The sequence below is a fragment of the Chryseobacterium sp. UNC8MFCol genome, assembly GCF_000482305.1.
In the GTDB taxonomy this organism is placed as follows: Bacteria; Bacteroidota; Bacteroidia; order Flavobacteriales; family Weeksellaceae; genus Chryseobacterium; species Chryseobacterium indologenes.
In genome coordinates this window covers 274,616-292,919 of record NZ_AXUZ01000003.1, presented here as the reverse complement: position 1 = coordinate 292,919, position 18,304 = coordinate 274,616, and the positions used below count along the sequence as shown (strand labels likewise).

At 37.3% G+C, this 18,304-nt stretch carries 18 protein-coding genes; 6 read left to right on the top strand and 12 right to left on the bottom strand.

Going from position 1 to position 18,304, the window contains the following annotated elements:
- Positions 1-164: 164 nt before the first annotated feature.
- Positions 165-1,088: a M28 family metallopeptidase gene (locus M030_RS0101345; RefSeq protein ID WP_027371887.1), complete on the bottom strand. Its 924-nt coding sequence runs from the start codon at positions 1,086-1,088 to the stop codon at positions 165-167.
- Positions 1,089-1,246: 158 nt separating this feature from the next.
- Entirely contained in the window at positions 1,247-1,636 is a 390-nt protein-coding gene (locus M030_RS0101340) for a DUF4293 family protein (RefSeq protein WP_027371886.1), read from the bottom strand.
- Positions 1,637-1,780: 144 nt separating this feature from the next.
- Between M030_RS0101340 and rho the strand changes: the two genes are divergently transcribed.
- On the top strand, positions 1,781-3,601 hold the full coding sequence (gene rho, locus M030_RS0101335) for a transcription termination factor Rho (protein ID WP_027371885.1): 1,821 nt from the start codon (positions 1,781-1,783) through the stop codon (positions 3,599-3,601).
- Positions 3,602-3,628: 27 nt separating this feature from the next.
- Here the strand turns inward: rho and M030_RS0101330 are convergent, their stop codons facing one another.
- Positions 3,629-4,378 carry a 4-hydroxy-tetrahydrodipicolinate reductase gene (locus M030_RS0101330; protein WP_027371884.1) on the bottom strand — a complete coding sequence of 250 codons (750 nt, stop codon included), beginning with the start codon at positions 4,376-4,378 and terminating at the stop codon, positions 3,629-3,631.
- A 280-nt stretch (positions 4,379-4,658) separates the two neighbouring features.
- Between M030_RS0101330 and M030_RS0101325 the strand changes: the two genes are divergently transcribed.
- The gene (locus tag M030_RS0101325; protein ID WP_027371883.1) at positions 4,659-5,255 is read left to right on the top strand and encodes a superoxide dismutase; all 597 of its coding nucleotides are present in this window, start codon (positions 4,659-4,661) and stop codon (positions 5,253-5,255) included.
- Positions 5,256-5,329: 74 nt separating this feature from the next.
- On the opposite strand, the gene M030_RS0101320 is transcribed toward M030_RS0101325, so the two are convergent.
- Positions 5,330-5,749, bottom strand: coding sequence for a DUF6146 family protein (locus M030_RS0101320; RefSeq protein WP_027371882.1), 420 nt, complete (start codon positions 5,747-5,749; stop codon positions 5,330-5,332).
- A 47-nt stretch (positions 5,750-5,796) separates the two neighbouring features.
- Positions 5,797-6,984, bottom strand: a complete 1,188-nt coding sequence (locus tag M030_RS0101315; protein WP_027371881.1) for an endonuclease — start codon at positions 6,982-6,984, stop codon at positions 5,797-5,799.
- Positions 6,985-7,231: 247 nt separating this feature from the next.
- Here M030_RS0101315 and M030_RS0101310 point away from each other — a divergent pair, with 247 nt between their 5' ends.
- Together M030_RS0101310 and M030_RS0101305 are read left to right on the top strand one after the other, a co-directional pair.
- Positions 7,232-10,096: a carboxypeptidase-like regulatory domain-containing protein gene (locus M030_RS0101310; protein WP_027371880.1), complete on the top strand. Its 2,865-nt coding sequence runs from the start codon at positions 7,232-7,234 to the stop codon at positions 10,094-10,096.
- Positions 10,097-10,135: 39 nt separating this feature from the next.
- Positions 10,136-11,527: a DUF5689 domain-containing protein gene (locus M030_RS0101305; RefSeq protein WP_027371879.1), complete on the top strand. Its 1,392-nt coding sequence runs from the start codon at positions 10,136-10,138 to the stop codon at positions 11,525-11,527.
- Between the two features lie 121 nt (positions 11,528-11,648).
- Here M030_RS0101305 and M030_RS0101300 read toward each other — a convergent pair whose 3' ends face one another.
- The 6 genes from M030_RS0101300 to M030_RS0101275 all read right to left on the bottom strand — a co-directional run bounded on the left by M030_RS0101300 (position 11,649) and on the right by M030_RS0101275 (position 16,077).
- Positions 11,649-12,215 (bottom strand): inclusion body family protein, encoded by a 567-nt coding sequence (locus tag M030_RS0101300; protein ID WP_027371878.1) that lies wholly within the window; start codon positions 12,213-12,215, stop codon positions 11,649-11,651.
- A 278-nt stretch (positions 12,216-12,493) separates the two neighbouring features.
- Positions 12,494-12,964, bottom strand: a complete 471-nt coding sequence (locus tag M030_RS0101295) for a DUF6702 family protein (RefSeq protein WP_027371877.1) — start codon at positions 12,962-12,964, stop codon at positions 12,494-12,496.
- Between the two features lie 58 nt (positions 12,965-13,022).
- Entirely contained in the window at positions 13,023-13,775 is a 753-nt protein-coding gene (locus M030_RS0101290; RefSeq protein ID WP_027371876.1) for a TIGR00730 family Rossman fold protein, read from the bottom strand.
- 8 nt (positions 13,776-13,783) lie between these two features.
- Complete coding sequence (locus tag M030_RS0101285) at positions 13,784-14,497, bottom strand: nucleotidyltransferase family protein (RefSeq protein WP_027371875.1); 714 nt, start codon at positions 14,495-14,497, stop codon at positions 13,784-13,786.
- Positions 14,498-14,572: 75 nt separating this feature from the next.
- A complete protein-coding gene (locus M030_RS0101280) occupies positions 14,573-14,983 on the bottom strand; it encodes an RNase adapter RapZ (protein WP_027371874.1) in 411 nt (136 codons plus the stop codon).
- A gap of 68 nt (positions 14,984-15,051) precedes the next feature.
- Positions 15,052-16,077, bottom strand: a complete 1,026-nt coding sequence (locus M030_RS0101275; RefSeq protein WP_027371873.1) for an aminoglycoside phosphotransferase family protein — start codon at positions 16,075-16,077, stop codon at positions 15,052-15,054.
- Between the two features lie 217 nt (positions 16,078-16,294).
- On the opposite strand from M030_RS0101275, the gene xrtF reads away from it, so the two are divergent.
- Positions 16,295-16,825: an exosortase family protein XrtF gene (gene xrtF / locus M030_RS0101270; RefSeq protein WP_027371872.1), complete on the top strand. Its 531-nt coding sequence runs from the start codon at positions 16,295-16,297 to the stop codon at positions 16,823-16,825.
- The gene (locus tag M030_RS0101265) at positions 16,812-17,255 is read left to right on the top strand and encodes an exosortase F system-associated membrane protein (RefSeq protein ID WP_027371871.1); all 444 of its coding nucleotides are present in this window, start codon (positions 16,812-16,814) and stop codon (positions 17,253-17,255) included. Before xrtF ends, M030_RS0101265 begins: the two co-directional genes overlap by 14 nt.
- Before the next feature lie 24 nt (positions 17,256-17,279).
- Here the strand turns inward: M030_RS0101265 and M030_RS0101260 are convergent, their stop codons facing one another.
- Positions 17,280-18,281, bottom strand: a complete 1,002-nt coding sequence (locus tag M030_RS0101260; protein ID WP_027371870.1) for a cation diffusion facilitator family transporter — start codon at positions 18,279-18,281, stop codon at positions 17,280-17,282.
- Positions 18,282-18,304: the final 23 nt, after the last annotated feature.

The following is an 18,304-nucleotide window of genomic DNA, read 5'->3' as shown; positions in this document are numbered from 1 at the left end:
TAATCCTATTTTACTTTAATTAATATGTTTTAAAGGATTTGTTTTTGTTACAACTAAATATAATCTGCCAATGTTTTTTTATCATTATAGAATAAGATACCGTATCGCACAGATATTGATGAAAAAAACAAACCGCCTTGCGGACGGTTTTTATGGCAATGAAATCAATTAAAATTTACCTGGTCATTATATTTCGGACTGAAATTATGAGGATTTAATTTTTCCAGTGTTTTCCCGAAATTGTTGATGATTTGCGTCATATTATCAAAGTCAACGATGTTGATGTCATCATTTTCATGATGATAATGCGTCGCCTTACTCATATCTACTGTTGAAAATGAATGAGCAATGATTTTCTTCTTTACAAAACTTACGTTGTCTGAACGATAAAATAATTGCTCTCTTGCATAAGGGTCTGCGTTTATTTTTAATCCGTTTGCGGCACTTTTGTTAAATAATTCATCCAAATCCGAAAAGCTGTCGCCTGTCATATACAGTGCATTTTTCCCCCATTGAGATTCTGTGGCAACCATTTCAAAATTGAAAAGAGCGGTCATATTCTGATAGATTTTGTCAAGGTTTTTATCCTGTGAGATAGCTGTAGAACCCAGCATTCCTTTTTCCTCGCCATTAAAAGCCATAAAAACCATAGAAAAATCCGGTTTTTTATTTTTAAAATAATCTGCAATACCTACCAGAGTGGTAATTCCGCTGGCGTCATCATCTGCACCGTTGTAGATATTGTCTCCCGTTTTATTGCTGGTTCCGATATGGTCAAAATGTCCGGAGAATCCAAGGTATTTATCATTTTTTCCCTTTTTAACACCACATACGTTATAGGCCTTTTTTCCTTTGTATTCAAAAGGGATCAGATAAGAATTTCCAGTGCAGTAATCGAGATTGTTTTCCTTGAAAAGAGTGGCTATATATTGGGCGGCATTCTCATTTTCCGGTGTCCCGATCTCTCTGCCTTTCATTTCATCTGATGCTAATGTTGAAAGAATAGTCTTTACTCTTTCTTTTGAGATTTCCTGTGCAAAAGTACAGATGGAGAACAGGGATACTATAAGATAACTTAGTTTTTTCATTGGCTTTCAATTAAAGATTATAAGATCTGTCGTAGTTAAGACCGAAACGTTGCAGGAAGGTACGTAATTTAATTGATTGGCCCGAAGAAAAGGAAGTACACAAAATAAAAAACAGCTCCTGAAAAGGAACTGTTCTCACTCAAAAAATCGTTGTAAGGCTATCGAAGTCTGTCTACAGATTTTACGAGCCTCTCATCTCTGCGGATAAATACGTTTGCAATAAACAAACAGATTACCGCGATCAATGGGAAAATCGGCTCAATACCCTTCTCAGGAAATTGAATTCCTCCGGATAAGTTTAGTAACCAGTACGCCAATACACCAATCAACAAAGCGTTTATAATAATGCTGATGGTATTCAGCAGAATTTGTCTTTTTCTGTTTTTAAAACTAAAAATACTTAATGCCCCGGTTAAAACCAATATAATACAACCGATATTAAGTACCGGAATAGTACCAAATACAGCGACATCCTGTCCTGTAATGAAAAGAAAAACAGCAGCTAATAGCGCCAGTAATGTCCAAATAGTTTGTATTCTTTGTAGCATTGAATATTAAATTCTTGGCAAAAATAACATAAATTTTGCACAATTCAAAAATAAGTGTAGATTTGCATTATACAATGTACTTGAAAACAAAAGTCACCGGACTTACTTTTCTTACTCACAATTAATTACATTTTTACATTAAGTATGTTTAACATAGAAACGTTAAGGTCAAAATCCGTAACGGAACTGACTAAAATCTTAAAAGATTTGGGCGTTAAAGTTGCAAGAAACAGCAATGAAAATGACAAGATCTTTGCTATTCTTGACTTTCAGGCTTCCAACCCCAAAGTCTCAAAAGATTATTTCAATGCCACAGAAACTACCAGTATAAATACTGAAGAGGCTGCCGCAGAAAAACCTGCTAAAGCCCCGGCAAGAAAAGCTGCTGCTCCTAAAAAGACTGCAGCCAAACCTAAGACAACAGCAAAAGCCCCGGTAGAACCAAAAGTAGAGGAAAAAGTAGAAGAAAAAATACCGGATTCCGAAGAAGTAAAAACCGAAGAGCCTAAAGCAGAAACAGCCCTAGCCACCGAAGAAACTTCTACTCCTTCAGCAGCAGCTAAGAAAAAAAGAAAACGGGTTTCCACCAACACAGGCAATACTGAGGTAGCTCAGGAAAAACCGGAAACTCCTAAAAACACAGAGTCCCAGGAATCTTCTCCGATAGAAGAAAAGCCTAATCACCCTCAGCAACAGGCTAACAACAGACCTCAGAAAGGACACAATCATCCGCAGAACGGCGGAAACCAAAATAAAAATCAAAACCAACAACATCAGCACCAAAACCAGAACCAGAACAGACATTCTGAGAAGGCAGAGGAAGCACAGGACCATAAGAAAGAATTCAATTTTGATGGGCTTGTGAGCATTGAAGGAGTGCTGGAAATCTTACCTGATAACTATGGATTCTTACGTTCATCAGACTTCAGTTATATTTCTTCTCCTGATGATGTGTATGTATCTACCGCGCAAATCAGAAATTTTGGTTTAAAAACCGGCGATACCGTTAAAGGAATTGTAAGGTTACCAAAAGAAGGCGAAAAGTATTTTTCATTACTAAGACCTACTGAGGTTAACGGACGTGATCTGGCCTTCATCAAAGACCGTGTTGCTTTTGAATATCTGACTCCTCTTTTCCCGGAAGAAAAATTCAATCTTGCAGGAAGCGGATCTACTGTTTCTACCAGAATCGTAGATTTATTTGCTCCTATCGGAAAAGGACAAAGAGCGATGATTGTTGCCCAGCCTAAAACGGGTAAGACCATGTTGCTGAAAGATATTGCCAATTCTATTGCTGCCAATCACCCTGAAGTTTATATGATGGTCCTTCTGATCGACGAACGTCCTGAAGAGGTTACCGATATGGAAAGAAGTGTAAATGCAGAAGTAATTGCCTCTACATTTGACGAAGCCGCTGAAAAACACGTGAAAGTAGCAAACCTTGTTCTTGCGAAAGCTCAGAGAATGGTGGAATGCGGACATGATGTTGTGATCTTGCTTGATTCTATTACAAGATTGGCAAGAGCTTATAACACCGTTACTCCTGCATCCGGTAAAGTACTTTCCGGTGGGGTTGATGCCAATGCTCTTCATAAACCCAAAAGATTCTTTGGAGCTGCCAGAAAAATTGAAGGAGGAGGTTCATTGACGATTATTGCAACTGCATTGATTGATACAGGTTCTAAAATGGACGAAGTAATCTTTGAAGAATTCAAAGGTACAGGGAACATGGAACTTCAGCTGGATAGAAAAATCGCTAACAGAAGAATTTATCCTGCTATTGACCTTGTGTCGTCAAGTACACGTAGAGATGATCTTCTTCTTGATGAAGTTACTTCGCAAAGAATGTGGATTTTAAGAAAATACCTTTCTGAAATGAATCCGGTGGAAGCGATGGAATTTGTAGATAAAAACATCAAAGGAACCCTGAATAATGAAGAGTTCCTGATGTCTATGAATAAATAATAAATTAAATTTTCATAAGCCGGGCTTCTATACTTTGAAATAAGGATGCAACAAATCCTCAAATTTATAGAAGCCCGGTTTTTTATGGATAAGATGTTCGGCAGCAAACAAAGCTCCGTTGCCAAAGGCATCCCTGGAGATAGATTCGTGGATAAGCCTTACCGTCTGAAAAGGAAATCCAAAAATAACTTCATGTTTTCCTACAATTCCTCCTGCTCTGATGGTATTGATATTCTCATCCTGCACATCCAATGCGTCGGCGATACGAATAGCCGTTCCTGAAATTCCTTCTTTGTCTTTAAAATGTTCCTCAACAATTTCTATATCTACTGAAGGGGCAATCTTTTTTAAAAACCGCGCAGCATACAGTAAATAATTAATTCCCAGGGTAATATTGGGAGACCAGAAAACCGTCGCATTTTTTGCCAGCTTATGAAGGAATCCAACTTCTTTATCTGTATAATGGGAAATGGCAGAAATGATTTTTACTTCATGTTCAGCAGCAGATTCTCCATACATATAAATACCGTCTTTAGAAGAGAAGTCAATGATAGCATCTACCGGATGCTCTTTCAGCAATTCCCCCACAGATATCTTTTTCTCTGAATAAAAATGACCGGGATCATCACTTTCTATGCCTAAAAAATCTGCGGCATCCCTTGCTGTCAGTCTATTAGTTTTTCTGTAAATCCACTGCAAGGTATGATCCTTATTCTGAAGTATTACAGAGGCCACTGCCTTTCCTGCTTTACCAAATCCAAAAAGTCCTATTTTCATAGTAAAAGTATTTTAAGTTAAACATTCAGTGAGAGAATATTCTAATTCGGAATATTGCTCATATTGTGTAAGTTACAAAATTGAAAATAAAGTAGGTTTTGAATACTATCATTGAGGGTTGAAGCGAATGCTTATTTTAATCAGCTTGAAAAAAATATTTTAAAATTTAATTCATTCTAAATCAATGTATCAATGTTAAAGATTTATTAAAGTAATACCCAATCTTTGATTATCCCTTAAATATTGGCTAATTTTGGGTATAACATTAAAAATAAAGATTATGTCATTTGAATTACCAAAATTAGGATATGCATACGATGCATTAGAACCTACGATCGATGCTAAAACTATGGAAATCCATTATACAAAACATCACCAGGCGTATATTGACAATTTAAATAAAGCAATCGAAGGTACTGATTTAGCAGGAAAAACTATCGAAGAGATCTGCCAGACAGGTACTGATAAGCCGGCAGTAAGAAATAACGGAGGTGGTCACTTCAACCACTCTTTATTCTGGGAAATTCTGACTCCGGGAGGAAGCAAAGAACCAGTAGGAAATGTAAAAGCTGCTATTGAAAACTATGGTGGTCTTGAAAAATTCAAAACTGACTTTTCTGATGCTGCTAAAACAAGATTTGGTTCAGGATGGGCTTGGTTGGTAAAAAATGCTGACGGTTCTGTTTCTGTTTCTTCTACACCAAACCAGGATAACCCGTTAATGCCTGTTGCAGATGTTAAAGGAACTCCGGTTTTAGGATTAGATGTTTGGGAGCATGCTTATTACTTAAACTACCAAAACAGAAGACCTGATTATGTTTCTGCATTCTTCGATGTAGTAAACTGGGATAAAGTAGAGGAATTATTCAACAAATAATTGTCCGGCTATTATAAAAGTAAAAGGTTCAGAATTTTCTGAACCTTTTTTATGTACATTTTATAGCCTGTTAATTATCTTATCGCGTCGCTTCCTGACAGTCCTTGCATTTTGAGGCCATATTTCCATTTTACATAGGCAAATACCTGATAGAGTTTATACTCAAATTTTATCCCATAGTTTTCACGGGGGTCATAGTCGATTCCGGATTCTATAATGTTTCTGTACTTTCCTGAATTATAATATCCGTTCCATTCATTCACAAGGAAGGTGTTTTTCGTTTTCAGATATGATTCGGAATATTGGCTGATAGGTCTGGCGATAGCACTTAAAAAATAATCAAACTGGGTATCTATCACAGTGAGATCCCATTCTCCGTCATCATTTTTAGATGGTTTCATTTCATTTTGCTCCTTATCATTCTTTGAGTTATCCTGTGAGAAACAACTAAAAGGAATAAAGGCTATGAAGAGTATTATAATGATGTTTTTCATACTCATAAAGTTACATAAAAAAAGCACTCTATGCGAGTGCTTAATTTTTATGGTTCTTTCTGGAGGACTACAAATGCCGGAAAGTGGTCACTGTAGCCTCCTGTAAACTGATCTCCGTTCCAGGACCTGAAAGGATATCCTTTATAATTTCCTTCTTTGTTTACAAGGTATGCCGGAGCAAATATTTCAGTTTTATAAACGGAATATTCTTTTGTTACCTGCTCTGAAACGAGGTTTTTTGAAACAATGATCTGGTCAAATAAGTTCGGCGCATCCTGATACGCTAGAGAAGCAACTCCTTTTTTATATAAAGGGTACATTAAATTAAGGTATGGAGTTTCTTCACTTAAATCTTTTGAATTAGCCTGAGCTTTCAGATAATTTTTTAAACTTGAGCTTACGGGATCATCATTGAAATCCCCCATTGCGAAGAGTTTTGTTGAAGGATCTACTGCTCTCACACTGTCCATTTGTTGTTTTAATAAAGCCGCAGCAGCATTTCTTTTAGGTAAAGATACCGCTTCGCCTCCTCTTCTCGAAGGCCAGTGGTTCATAAAAAAAGCAACTTTTTCATTATCTAAAAATCCGGTTACTACCAAAATATCTCTGGTGTATTCTCTTCTTCCGTCACCACCAAAAATTTTCAATTCCTTTTTTAATGAATTGCTCGGGGTGAATCGTCTTTTCTGATAGATTAATGCAACATCGATACCTCTGTAGTCATATGAATTGTAATGAATAATTCCGTAATCATATTTTTTCAGGGCAGGCTCGTTGATAAGATCTTCAATAACCTGCCTGTTCTCAACTTCAATCAGACCGACCACGGCAGGAGCCGTTTTGGTATATTGCGCTCCCATTTCAGAAATTACTTTGGCTTCATTCGCTAATTTTGCTTTATATATTTTAGAACCGTAATTCTTAGCACTTTTTGGAGTGAATTCTTCTGAGCCACTTTGGTATCTGACAACTTTTTTCCCCTTTAAGGCTCCATCACTCCAAGGACCGTCGTATTTTTCCACATCCAGAAAATTAACGGAATCGATTGGAATACTTCTATGGAAAGCCGGGTTTTTGATATCTTTAGTTCCGTCAATATAATCTGCAGAGCGAATTGTGTCCCAAAGGTTTTCTACATTCAAAAAGCCAACAGTAGCCACTTTTCTAAGTTTTCCCTGTTGCGCAAAAGCCATAATTGAAAAAATGATGGCCATAAAACTCATAAATCTCTTCATCCTCTAGAGTATTTAAAATTATTAAAACGACAAATTTACTTCTTTTTAATTCATTCAATTTTAAATATTTGTAAATTTAAAACAGCATAAATATAATACTTTTACTTAATGATTCATAAAAGCTTGCAATGTTAAGAAAAAATAATGTCAAAAAAGTTGTTAATTGCAAATTTTGACTAAATTTGTGCCCCCAACTTTTAAACTGTTGAGAATTAAGAAGAAAAGTATTAAAAAAAATAATATACTCATGATTAAAAAACTATCATTAGTCTCTTTATTTACTTTACTGCCTGCTTCCTATTATTTTGCACAGACCACCGTGTCTGCGTATCTTAAAGATGCAGATGGAAAGCCTGTTGAAAGGGCACAAGTAGATTTAAAAGGGAGCGAAAATGATGTAACGGCTGACAAAATTGGATACTTCCAGTTTGTAGATCTTCAGCCGGGCCATTACCAAATTGTGATTACGAAACCAAACTTCGAAACTAAGTTGATGGAGTTTGACGTAGCTGATGAGAAAAGAAAGGATTTAGGAGTTATTACCCTTTATTCTGCTCTTACAAGCGCTGATCAAGGTCTGGCGATTATAGACAATGATGATGATGATAGCAATAGCAGTGGACAGGCTTCAACTGTTGGTTTGCTTCAGTCGTCTCAGGACATTTTTAGCAGAATTGCCGCGTTTGATCTGGGATTTTACTGGTTCCGTCCGAGAGGAATCGACGGAAGAACCGGTGAAAACATGCTAAACGGGGTTTCTATGGTGAAATCTGATAATGGTAATGTTGACTTCAATAACTGGGGTGGGCTTAATGAAATTACAAGATATCCTGAAATTTCGTCCAACCATTCACCCTCCGAGTACACATTTGGGGGAAACAGCTCAGTTGTTTATAAAAATACAAAGGCCAGTGAGTATAGAAAAGGATTCCAGTTTACCCAATCTTTAACAAACAGAAATTACAGAAACAGGACTTCTTTACGTTATTCTTCGGGAATGAGTAAGAAAGGATGGGCATTTACTGTAATGGGAACGAGAAGATGGGCCGAAGAAGGAATCCAGGAAGGAACTTTCTATGATGCTTACGGAGCGTACCTTGGTATTGAGAAAAAACTTAGTGATAATCATACTGTGACGTTCAACTTTATTGGTGCTCCTTACAGAAGATCTACTGCAAGCCCGAGTACTCAGGAAGTGTATGATTACAGAGGTGTACATTATAATTCATACTGGGGATACCAGAATGGCGAACAAAGAAGTGAAAGGGTGAGAAAAGGCTTCCAGCCGATTTTTCAAATCCAGGACTTCTGGAAAATCAATAAAAAATCCAGTCTTTGGACATCGCTTTCCTATCAGTTTGGAAAAGACAAAGGTTCCCGTTTAGACTGGCAGAACGTTCAGAATCCTTCTCCGACATACTACAGAAACTTACCAAGCTACTATGATTCTTTAGATCCTAATGCTTCAGTTATCAATGCTGATGGCTCAGTAACCACTTCACAAGATGCTTACAGAACTGCATTGTCAGCATGGCAGTCAGGAGATCCAAAAGTTACCCAGCTGGATTGGGACAGATTATACAGAAGAAATATGTCACAAGCTGTAGGATCATATTATGGGCAGACAGGTAAAAGAGCTTTATATTATATGGTAAATGACGTAAGCGACGATAGAATCTGGAATGCCGCAACACACTTCGTACATAACTTTACTGATACAACCAAGTTTTTATTCAATGTATCTTACCAAAATTATTATTCTGAGCAATACAGAGAAGTAAATGATTTGTTAGGAGCAGATTTTGTTTTGAACAGGGATCCGTTTGCCGCTACGAATCAGCCTGGAAAATCAGGATTATTCAATGATGGTGAAAATGGTGTAACGAAAAGGGTTGGAGATAAAATGGGATACGATTACATTTTCAGAAGACAGGAAGTGAAAGTAAACCCGGGATTAAAGTTCTCAACCGGAAAGTTTGATGTATTTGTTTCTGCAATGGCAGGATATTCATCTTCCAGCAGAGAAGGATTGTTCCAACACTACTTATATAAAGATTCTTTCGGGAAAGGCGCAGACTATAATTACTGGAATTTTGGTCTTAAAGGGCAGCTTATTTATAAGTTAAACGGAAGAAACTTCTTTGTTTACAACGGTGCTTACTACAATCAGGCTCCTTACCTGGAGGATTTATTTGTAAATCCTAGAGTGAACGGCTCTGTAGCTCCGGGAATAAGAAGTATGGTGGTTAATGCTAATGACCTTAGTTATGTTATTGCTACCCCTTTCTTAAAATTAAGATTAACAGGTTATTTGATTGATACGAGTAATGAAACTACTGTTCAGAGATTCTTTGCGGATGGTCTTAAGTTGAATGGTGTGGATGCAGACGGAAACATGACCAATGTTCAGAGTGCCTTCGTTTCTCAGATCATGACGGATGTGAAGAAGAGAAATATGGGATTAGAAATGGGTGTTGATGTAAAAGTATTACCTACATTATCGGTACAAGGTCTGGCGAGTATAGGGCAGTATACCTATAGAAATGATCCAACGACTTATTTTGCTTCGGATGCTGTAGGTGTTTTTGGTAACGGACTTCCTTATACAAGTGTGGGGAAAGCTTATATTAAAAATTACCGTCAGGGAGGAACTCCTCAACAGGCATTTTCATTAGGATTCCGTTACAATAACCCTAAATACTGGTGGGTAGGTGGAAACTGGAATTATTTTGATGATAATTATCTGGATCCTGCTGCATTAGTAAGGACGGAATCATTTGTACAGAATGACAATACTTCTACTCCTTATTATGGTTTAACGGAATCTGAGCTAAGAAGGGTTTTACAACCTAATAAATTACCTTCATCTTTCTTCTTTAACGTGAATGCAGGTAAATCATGGGTGATTGGTAAGTACTACGTATTGCTTTCCGCAACAGTAAATAACGTTCTTGACAACAAAAAGTATATTACCGGAGGGTTTGAGCAGACAAGAAGCGCTAAATACCCTGACTATTCTCAGGACCTAGGTAGAGAAACTACTTTATTCGCTCCAAAATACTGGTATACTCAGGGAAGATCTTATTTCGTAAACCTACAATTCAGATTCTAATAATCAGTTTATTAACTACTTTAATTAAAAAATATCAAAATGAACATAAAGAAATACTTAAGTCCGGTAACAGGAATTGCATTCGCTGTAATTGCTCTTACTTCTTGTGTACAAAAAGACGAATGGGACACTCCACCTATTAAATGTGAGAATAAGTTTGCTGCTCCCAATATCTCCCTTGCAGACTTTAAAGCTCAGGCTCCTGCGACAGGATATAAACTGATTACCACAGATCAGATCTTTGACGGGTACGTAATCTCTTCAGACGAAAACGGAAATTTCTATAAAACCATCTCTTTCCAGGATAAAGCTGAAAATCCTACTGCAGGTCTTCAGATCGAGGTTGATAAATCAAGTAACTACGCAGATTTCCCTGTAGGTGCACATATCAGAATTAATGCAAAAGGACTCAGACTAGGTCTTGACAGAGGAACTGTGAAAATCGGTTCTGTAGATCCTACATATTCAATTGGAAGGGTTCCGGCTTCTTTGCTTAGCAGATATGTAGCTGGAGTTTGTAATGGAAATGGGCTTGAAGTCGTTTCTATTAAGCCAGTTGAATTGCCAAACCTTAATGCAGCTAAGAGTGATCAATATATCAATACTTTGGTTAAGGTTCCCAACTCTCAATTTGCAATCAGTGATATCTATCCTGTAAACAAGACATTTATTGATTACGTAGGAGGAGCAGGTGTAGATACAGACAGAGGTTTGGAAGATGGGACAGGAGGTTCTGCTACGTTAAGAAATTCAGGGTTTTTCTCTGAAGGTGCTTCCTTATTGCCAACAGGTAACGGAGATATTACTTTTGTAGTAAGCCGTTACAATACCACATGGCAGATGCTTATCAGAAATACAAAAGATATTAATTTTAAAGGAAACAGAGTAGATGCAACTCCGCCTAAAGGAGGTACTGATATTGTTTATTCAGGATCTTTCCTTGAAAACTTTGAAAGCTATCCTGCATCACCGGCCAACCTTGAGATCTATCCTAAGTATGTAAATGATGCTGTATTAGGAAACAGATACTGGCAGTTAAAAACGTTCAGCGGTAATAAATATATTCAGCTGGGAGCAAATTCAGGTTCCGGAAGCTACTTAACTTATTTTGCGGTACCGGTAAACTTTACAGATGCTAATACATTGAAATTTGATGTAAATGTTGGGTTCTGGAATGGTAATGCTTTAAAAGTATACTATACAACAAACTATACACCCCTTGGAGATATCACAACGGCTACTAAGGTAGATATTACTTCTGCGTTTACGATTCCACAAGCACCAACGGGAGGTTATGGAACATTAACTCCTGCGGGAACTTATAACATTCCTGCGAATGTAACGGGTAATGGATTTATCCTGTTTGAGTACTCCGGATCTTCTGTAGGTGTAACGACTTCAATACAGTTAGATAATATTCAGGTTCAATAATTGACCTGCTATTCAATAATATACAGGCCGTCTTGAAAAAGACGGCCTTTTTTATATTGTTCTTATCAATATAAACTATAACAAAACCACCGCGCATCCACAGTGGTTTAATACTATCTGTTTATTCGACTGTAATCGTCGGATCCCAGCAGCAATAGCTGTAAAGTATCTGCCTGTCGCTGTTATTGGGGTCTAAAGTATACAAAGCAAAGTTAAGAGTATAATTTCCTATTCCTGTGCGTCCTATCGTAGCATCATAGCTGTAAAAATTAACGTTGGCAGGTATAGCGGGAAGCCCGTCTTTTTTGGTATGATCCGGTACAGCAGCCAGTTTTCTGTCTACAACATCGTAATACATGGGGTTACCATTAAATATTTCATCTCCCGAATACTTTTGAAAACCGTAGATAATGACTGCGTCATCCGAATTCTGATAAATTGAACTTCCCCTGAAGGATACCCTGTCTCCGTTTCTTGCTTTTAGATTTAAATCTCCTGTTGCCTGGCCCAAAAGAGCGTTTCCACTTGGGACGATCATATATTTGGCGATGTGGTCAATAGGTACCGGGCTGTCACTTTTTGTACTGGGAGAAAGATTTCTTTTTTTCATGTAGTCTTTTACATAATCTGTGTCGATAACGACCATAATGTCGATGACCTGGCTTGATGATAATTGTGATGTGTCCATGTTATTATTATTTTCGTTTGGTTTTTTCCTACTCATTTGGCTTTTCAGATTCCGCCCCGTGATTATAGGTGATACGGCTTCACTGTTGAGTTGTAATTACATCACAAATTTATAATGACACCCATATCTGCCCAAGAGTATAAATGCTGAAATTGAGAGCTAGGTATTTATACTTAATTAATCTCTTTATGGTGATATGTTTTTGTTTTATAAAAAAATACCCCGAAAAGCTTTACTTTTCAGGGTACCCATTTATAATGGATTAAATCTAATTTCGTTTAGAAAGATACTTCATTCACTTCTTTTCCTCTTTGGAAGTTCATTGTTTTCTGGCTGCCTTTATAGGCAATATTTACCAGATTGATCTGCTTAGGAAAAGCGCTTAAAAGGATCGTGTTTTTAATCTTTAAGGTACTGATATCCGAAACACCTCCGGTTTCGAAATATACCCATACAGTTTCTCCGCTTACCTGGCTTCCTGTGAAAGTTATTGTTTTGGGAGCACCATTGACAAATACATCAAAATTATTGTTCACATATTTTTTCACTTCTGCTTCGAATCCGGCAGTATTCGGATTGATTTTAATAGCATCAGAGATATGGCTTGTATTCATTTTTGTGGTAAACTTCAATGTTTTGCTTCCATCAATATAATCCACCTTGGTCATTGAAGAGAAAAAGTCTACATACATAAAACTCATTAACACAAAAAATGTTAAAATTCCTGATATATATAAAAGTTTTTTCATCTTAATTAATAGATTTACAATCATACTTGCTAGTTATAGGTCACAAATAATATGCCAATTAAAAATTAACATTCACAGAATATTTATCATAAAATGCTTTAATATGCGCTACTGCCTCATCTGCAGTGTCTACCACTCTGTAAAGATCAAGATCATCTTCTGCAATCATCCCGTCTCTTAAGAGTGTTGCTTTGAACCATTCCAATAATCCACCCCAAAATTCGCTTCCTACCAATACAATTGGAAATTTACCTATTTTATTGGTCTGAATCAGGGTAAGTGCTTCCGTCAGCTCATCTAAGGTCCCAAATCCCCCGGGCATCACTATGAAACCTTGAGAATATTTTACAAACATTACTTTTCTTACGAAAAAGTAATCAAAGTTCATGGAATAAGACTTGTTGATATAAGGATTAAAATGCTGTTCAAAAGGAAGATCAATATTCAATCCGATAGATCTGCCTTTAGCATTGAATGCCCCTTTGTTGCCGGCTTCCATGATTCCGGGACCGCCGCCGGTAATGATTCCGAAGCCTAATTTGGTGATTTTTTCGGCTATTTCCACAGCCATTTCGTAGTATTTATTCTCCGGTTTCAGACGTGCGGATCCAAAGATAGAAACACAAGGTCCGATCTTAGCGAGTTTTTCATAGCCATCTACAAATTCAGCCATTATCTTGAATACCATCCAACTATCCTTGGTGATGGTTTCATCCCAGGTTTTTTGTCTGAAGCTGTTATGTAATTTTGTTTCGTTAACGTCAAGTTCCGGATTTACTAAACTTTCATCCCTAGTTCCATCAAGTTCCATTGCACAAATTATTTAAAATATTTTTCGGCTTCTATTACAGATTCCGGTCTTCCGACATCGATCAAAATACTGTCGTGTACAAAACCGTGAATATGCTCGGTCTGCATCAGATCCAGATATTCTTCCATAACAGAAAATTTGCCTGTTCTTTTAATTTTTTCAAAGATGACAGGATTGATACAGTGAACGCCACTGAAAGCAAGTGCCCTGAATCCTTTGTTGAATTCTGCAAGCCTTTGTTCTCCTGTCTGTACATTCAGCCAACCTCTTAAAACCATGTCATCATTGAAAAGAAGTTTTCTCGAACTATCACGGTCCGAAACTGCTAAAGTAGCAAAATCTTTTATCTTTTTATGATATTCTACCAACGTATTGATGTTTATATTGGTTAAAATATCAGCGTTCATGATCAGGAAATCTTCTCCATGATCGAGAAATTTTCTAGCAAAAATCAAGCCGCCTCCTGTTTCCAGCAATTCACCGGTCTCATCGGAGATTTCAATCTTACAGCCGAAATTATTATTTTTATGTAAAAAATCAACTATCTGATCGCCAAAGTGATGAATGTTGATCACAAAATCTGTAATTCCGAAACTTTTCAGATAATTGATATTCCTTTCCAAAAGCGGAATCTCATTTACCTTAGCCAGAGCCTTAGGATGATGGTCTGTAAAGGGCTTAAGCCTTGTACCTTTTCCTGCTGCAAAAATAAGAGCTTTCATAATAGTATAAATAATGGGTAATCAGTAATGAGTGCTATAACGGGTGATCTTGAATCGCCTGTTGCTTATTACTGATTACTTGATATTAAGTTGTGGTTGTTCGTCATGACTGAGGGTAACTTCCGTTCCTTCAGGGTATTTTTCTTTAATGAATTCTGCAATTTTTATTGCAGAGTATACAGACCTGTGTTGCCCGCCTGTACATCCGAAGTTGATCTGAAGGTTTTCAAACCCTCTGGCCAGATAGTCTTCAATATTGATGGAAATAATTGATTTTACGAGTTCCAGAAATTTAGGCATTTCAGTTTGAGTTTCAAGGTATTCCTGAACTCCGATATCATTTCCGGTCTGGCTTTTATATTCTTCTATTCTTCCGGGGTTTAAGATTCCTCTGCAGTCGAAGGCAAACCCTCCGCCGTTTCCTGACTGGTCTTTGGGAATTCCTCCTTTCTTGTATGAAAAACTGTGGATGTCGATGTGTAGCATTTTCTTCTTTTTATTTTTTAAAACCATTACGGTATTGTAATCCTTAGATCTTAACATGATTAAAAAACCTAATGGTTGAAATTTAATATTTCTTCAATTTTTAAGGTTGCCTTTTCAGAGGTCAGCTGTTGAATAACCTTTTCAAGCTCGGGATAATTTTTCATCTGGTCCCATGCAGCAGCAAACCCTGTGATGTTTTGGATTCCTTTTTTCAGACTTGCCATGAAATGTTGCTTTCTTTGAATAAGACCTCTGAAGCCATAGGCTCCGAGTACCTGCAAAAATCTCATCATCTGTACAGGTCTCACCGAATGATATAGTTGAATTTTAACTTCCTGGTCATCAAACTGCTGAATGTAGAATTCCAGCATTTCATTTTTAAAATCTTCGGGAAAATCTGCTTTAGCCTGAAAAAGAAAAGAAATCACATCATACATCAATGGCCCTTTCATGGCAGACTGATAATCGATGAATGAGACTTCATTATTTTCATTGACCATAATGTTTCTGGCCTGGAAGTCACGAATCATAATTCCTGTAGGCTGCAGGCCTTCGATAAGAGCTGCAATATGTTTGAATTCTTTGAGCAGTTTTGATTTGTTGTACTCCAGTTCCAGAACGTCTGCCACAAAGTTTTTAAAATAATAAAGGTCATGGATCACGGGGAGCTCATCATAGCTTTCATACTCAAACGTCTTTGAGAAATCTATTTTCCCTTGTGTTTGAACCTGCAGCTGATAAAGTTTTTCCAAGGTTTGTTGTACCAGAGATTTTGTGTGAGATGACAGACCTTCTTTTGTAATTATTTCTGAAAGGGTGTAGTTTCCTAAAAATTCCTGTATATAGGTTGTCCGGTCTTCGGATACCTCCAGAATAGCCGGAGTATTGAGTTGGAGATCAGAAAACAGGCTGGAATAGTAGAGGAAAGTTTCGTTTTCTGCAAGGTTTTCATTGTATGTAATGATGTATTTTTCATTGCCTGCAGTAGCCAGAAAATTCACTCTAGCAGAGCCGCTTTGAGCCAATGTCACGAATTCGGAAGATTTTTTTCCCAGACGGTTTTCGAAAAATCGTTTTGCGTTTTCAGAAGTCATAATATGAAAACAAATATAGTAATTTAACATGAGTTGGGTAATAATGTTTCTCATGTTAAACTGCAACCCGCAACAGAAATTTTTGCAGCGCATGAAATAGGTTTTGAGCCCATTCAACTGCTGTTTCAGATTTGGCCTTCCCTTTTTTGTGATTTAAAATTTCTCTTTCTTCGCTCAAAATCAGTTTTGTTTGCAGCCGAATTTTTATATTTGTAACATGTTAAAGGACTTTAAGCCGGTTTTAGGAATTTTACTGCGTTTCATCATCATCTATCTGGTGTTGCTTTTTGCGTATCAGTTTTATCTGAATACCAGTAAAGCCGGTGGGCTCGATCCTTTTTCAAGATTAATTGCAGAGCAGGTCACCAGTGTACAGAATAAGGTAGGATATCCTACAGAGCTGTATGATGATGTCAAGAATGAGCAGGTATGGTTTTATGTCAAGAATGATTATGTAACCCGAATGGTGGAAGGATGTAATGCGATTTCTGTCATCATTTTATTTGTGTCTTTTGTCTTTGCCTTTTATAAGGGAAGCAAGACGTTTTTGTTTGTAGGAGTGGGGCTGCTTTTACTGTATGTAATGAACCTCCTTAGAATTGCAGGGTTGAATATTGTGATGTCCGATTATAAAGAATATGGAAAAATGTTCCACGATTTTATTTTTCCTGCGATTATTTACGGAACGGTGGTGGTGCTCTGGTTAGTCTGGATTAAATTCTTTGCTTTGCGACATGAAAATGCTTAACTGGTTCCTGGTTGTGGCAGGGGTTTGCGGGCTTGTGGGGGTAAGGATTCTGGAGGATCAGCTCTTTTATGATCCTTTTCTTGGTTATTTTCACGAAGCCAATAAAAATATAGAATTTCCGCCATTTGAGTGGAGCAGATTAGTAGTAGGGCATCTTTTCAGGTTTGGTTTAAACCTGCTTTTTTCCTGCCTGATTATCTATGGCCTTTTTAAAAACAAACAATGGACATTCCAGGGTGTAGTGATGATGGTGATCGTTTTTGCTATTGCGTTTCCGATTTACCTGTACTGTATTGATGACCGGTTTCAGATAGGTTACCTTTTTTCTTTTTATATGCGAAGGTTTGTGATTCAACCTTTGATTATCCTGTTGATTGTTCCGATGTTTTATTATAGAAAACAGATGATGGAAAAAGGGAAAGAAAGCTAAGGGCTCTACCTTCCCGTTTTTTGTTTATTCTGCGCAGTGTTTTTCTACACTTGTTACATTCTCGGCTGTCCATTCTACACGTTTGATAAAATCCCTTTCGCGGACAGGGCATTCCTTAATCTGGCAAACGGTACATGAAACGGGTTTGCAGTCATCCATATGAAAATTGAATTCTATTGTACGTTTTATATTTTTGGCGAGAAGAAGTATGACCTTTTCCATTTCATTATGGGCATCCCTAAGGCTGTAGTACCATGGTAAGGTGATATGGGCATCAATATGAAGTGAAGACCCGAATTGCTGGATTTTCATATTGTGTACGTCGATCCATTCGGTTCTTCTGTTTTCTTCAAGAATCCTGATCACCTGATGTAAGATTTCAGGATCCTGCTCATCCATAATGCCACTTAGAGATTTCCGGACGATTTTGTATCCTACAAATATGATATAAAGCCCAAATACTAAGGCTACAACAGAATCCAGCCAATAAATCTTGGTAAAATACACTATAATTAAACTGCCCACCACACCAAGGGTGGTAATGGTATCCGACTGAAGGTGTTTTCCGGATGAAATAAGAACTAATGAGTTTTCCCGTTCTCCTTTTTTAATGGAAATATATCCCAGAAGATAATTGATAACAGCGGTGGCGGTGATGATCCAGATCCCAAGATCAATTTTGCTTAACGTTTTTCCGACAATCAGACTGTGAATACCCTCATAAATGATCATAAGACCTGCAATAGCGATCAGGGCTCCTTCAATACCGGAGGTAACAAATTCAACTTTTCCGTGGCCATAAGGGTGGTCCTCGTCCTTAGGTTTTGCTGCCAGATGAAGAGAGTAAAGTCCCATAAAAGCACTGATGACGTTTACGATACTTTCCATCGCATCTGAGAATACGGCGTCAGAGTTCGTCAGTTTCCAGGCAATAATCTTTCCGACAAAAAGGATCACTCCAAATACGGCAATAAGCTTTTGGAATCCTATTTTATCTTTGTGGGTATTCTTTGAAGTATTTTTCATATTCTGTTTGATAAAAAAAAGAA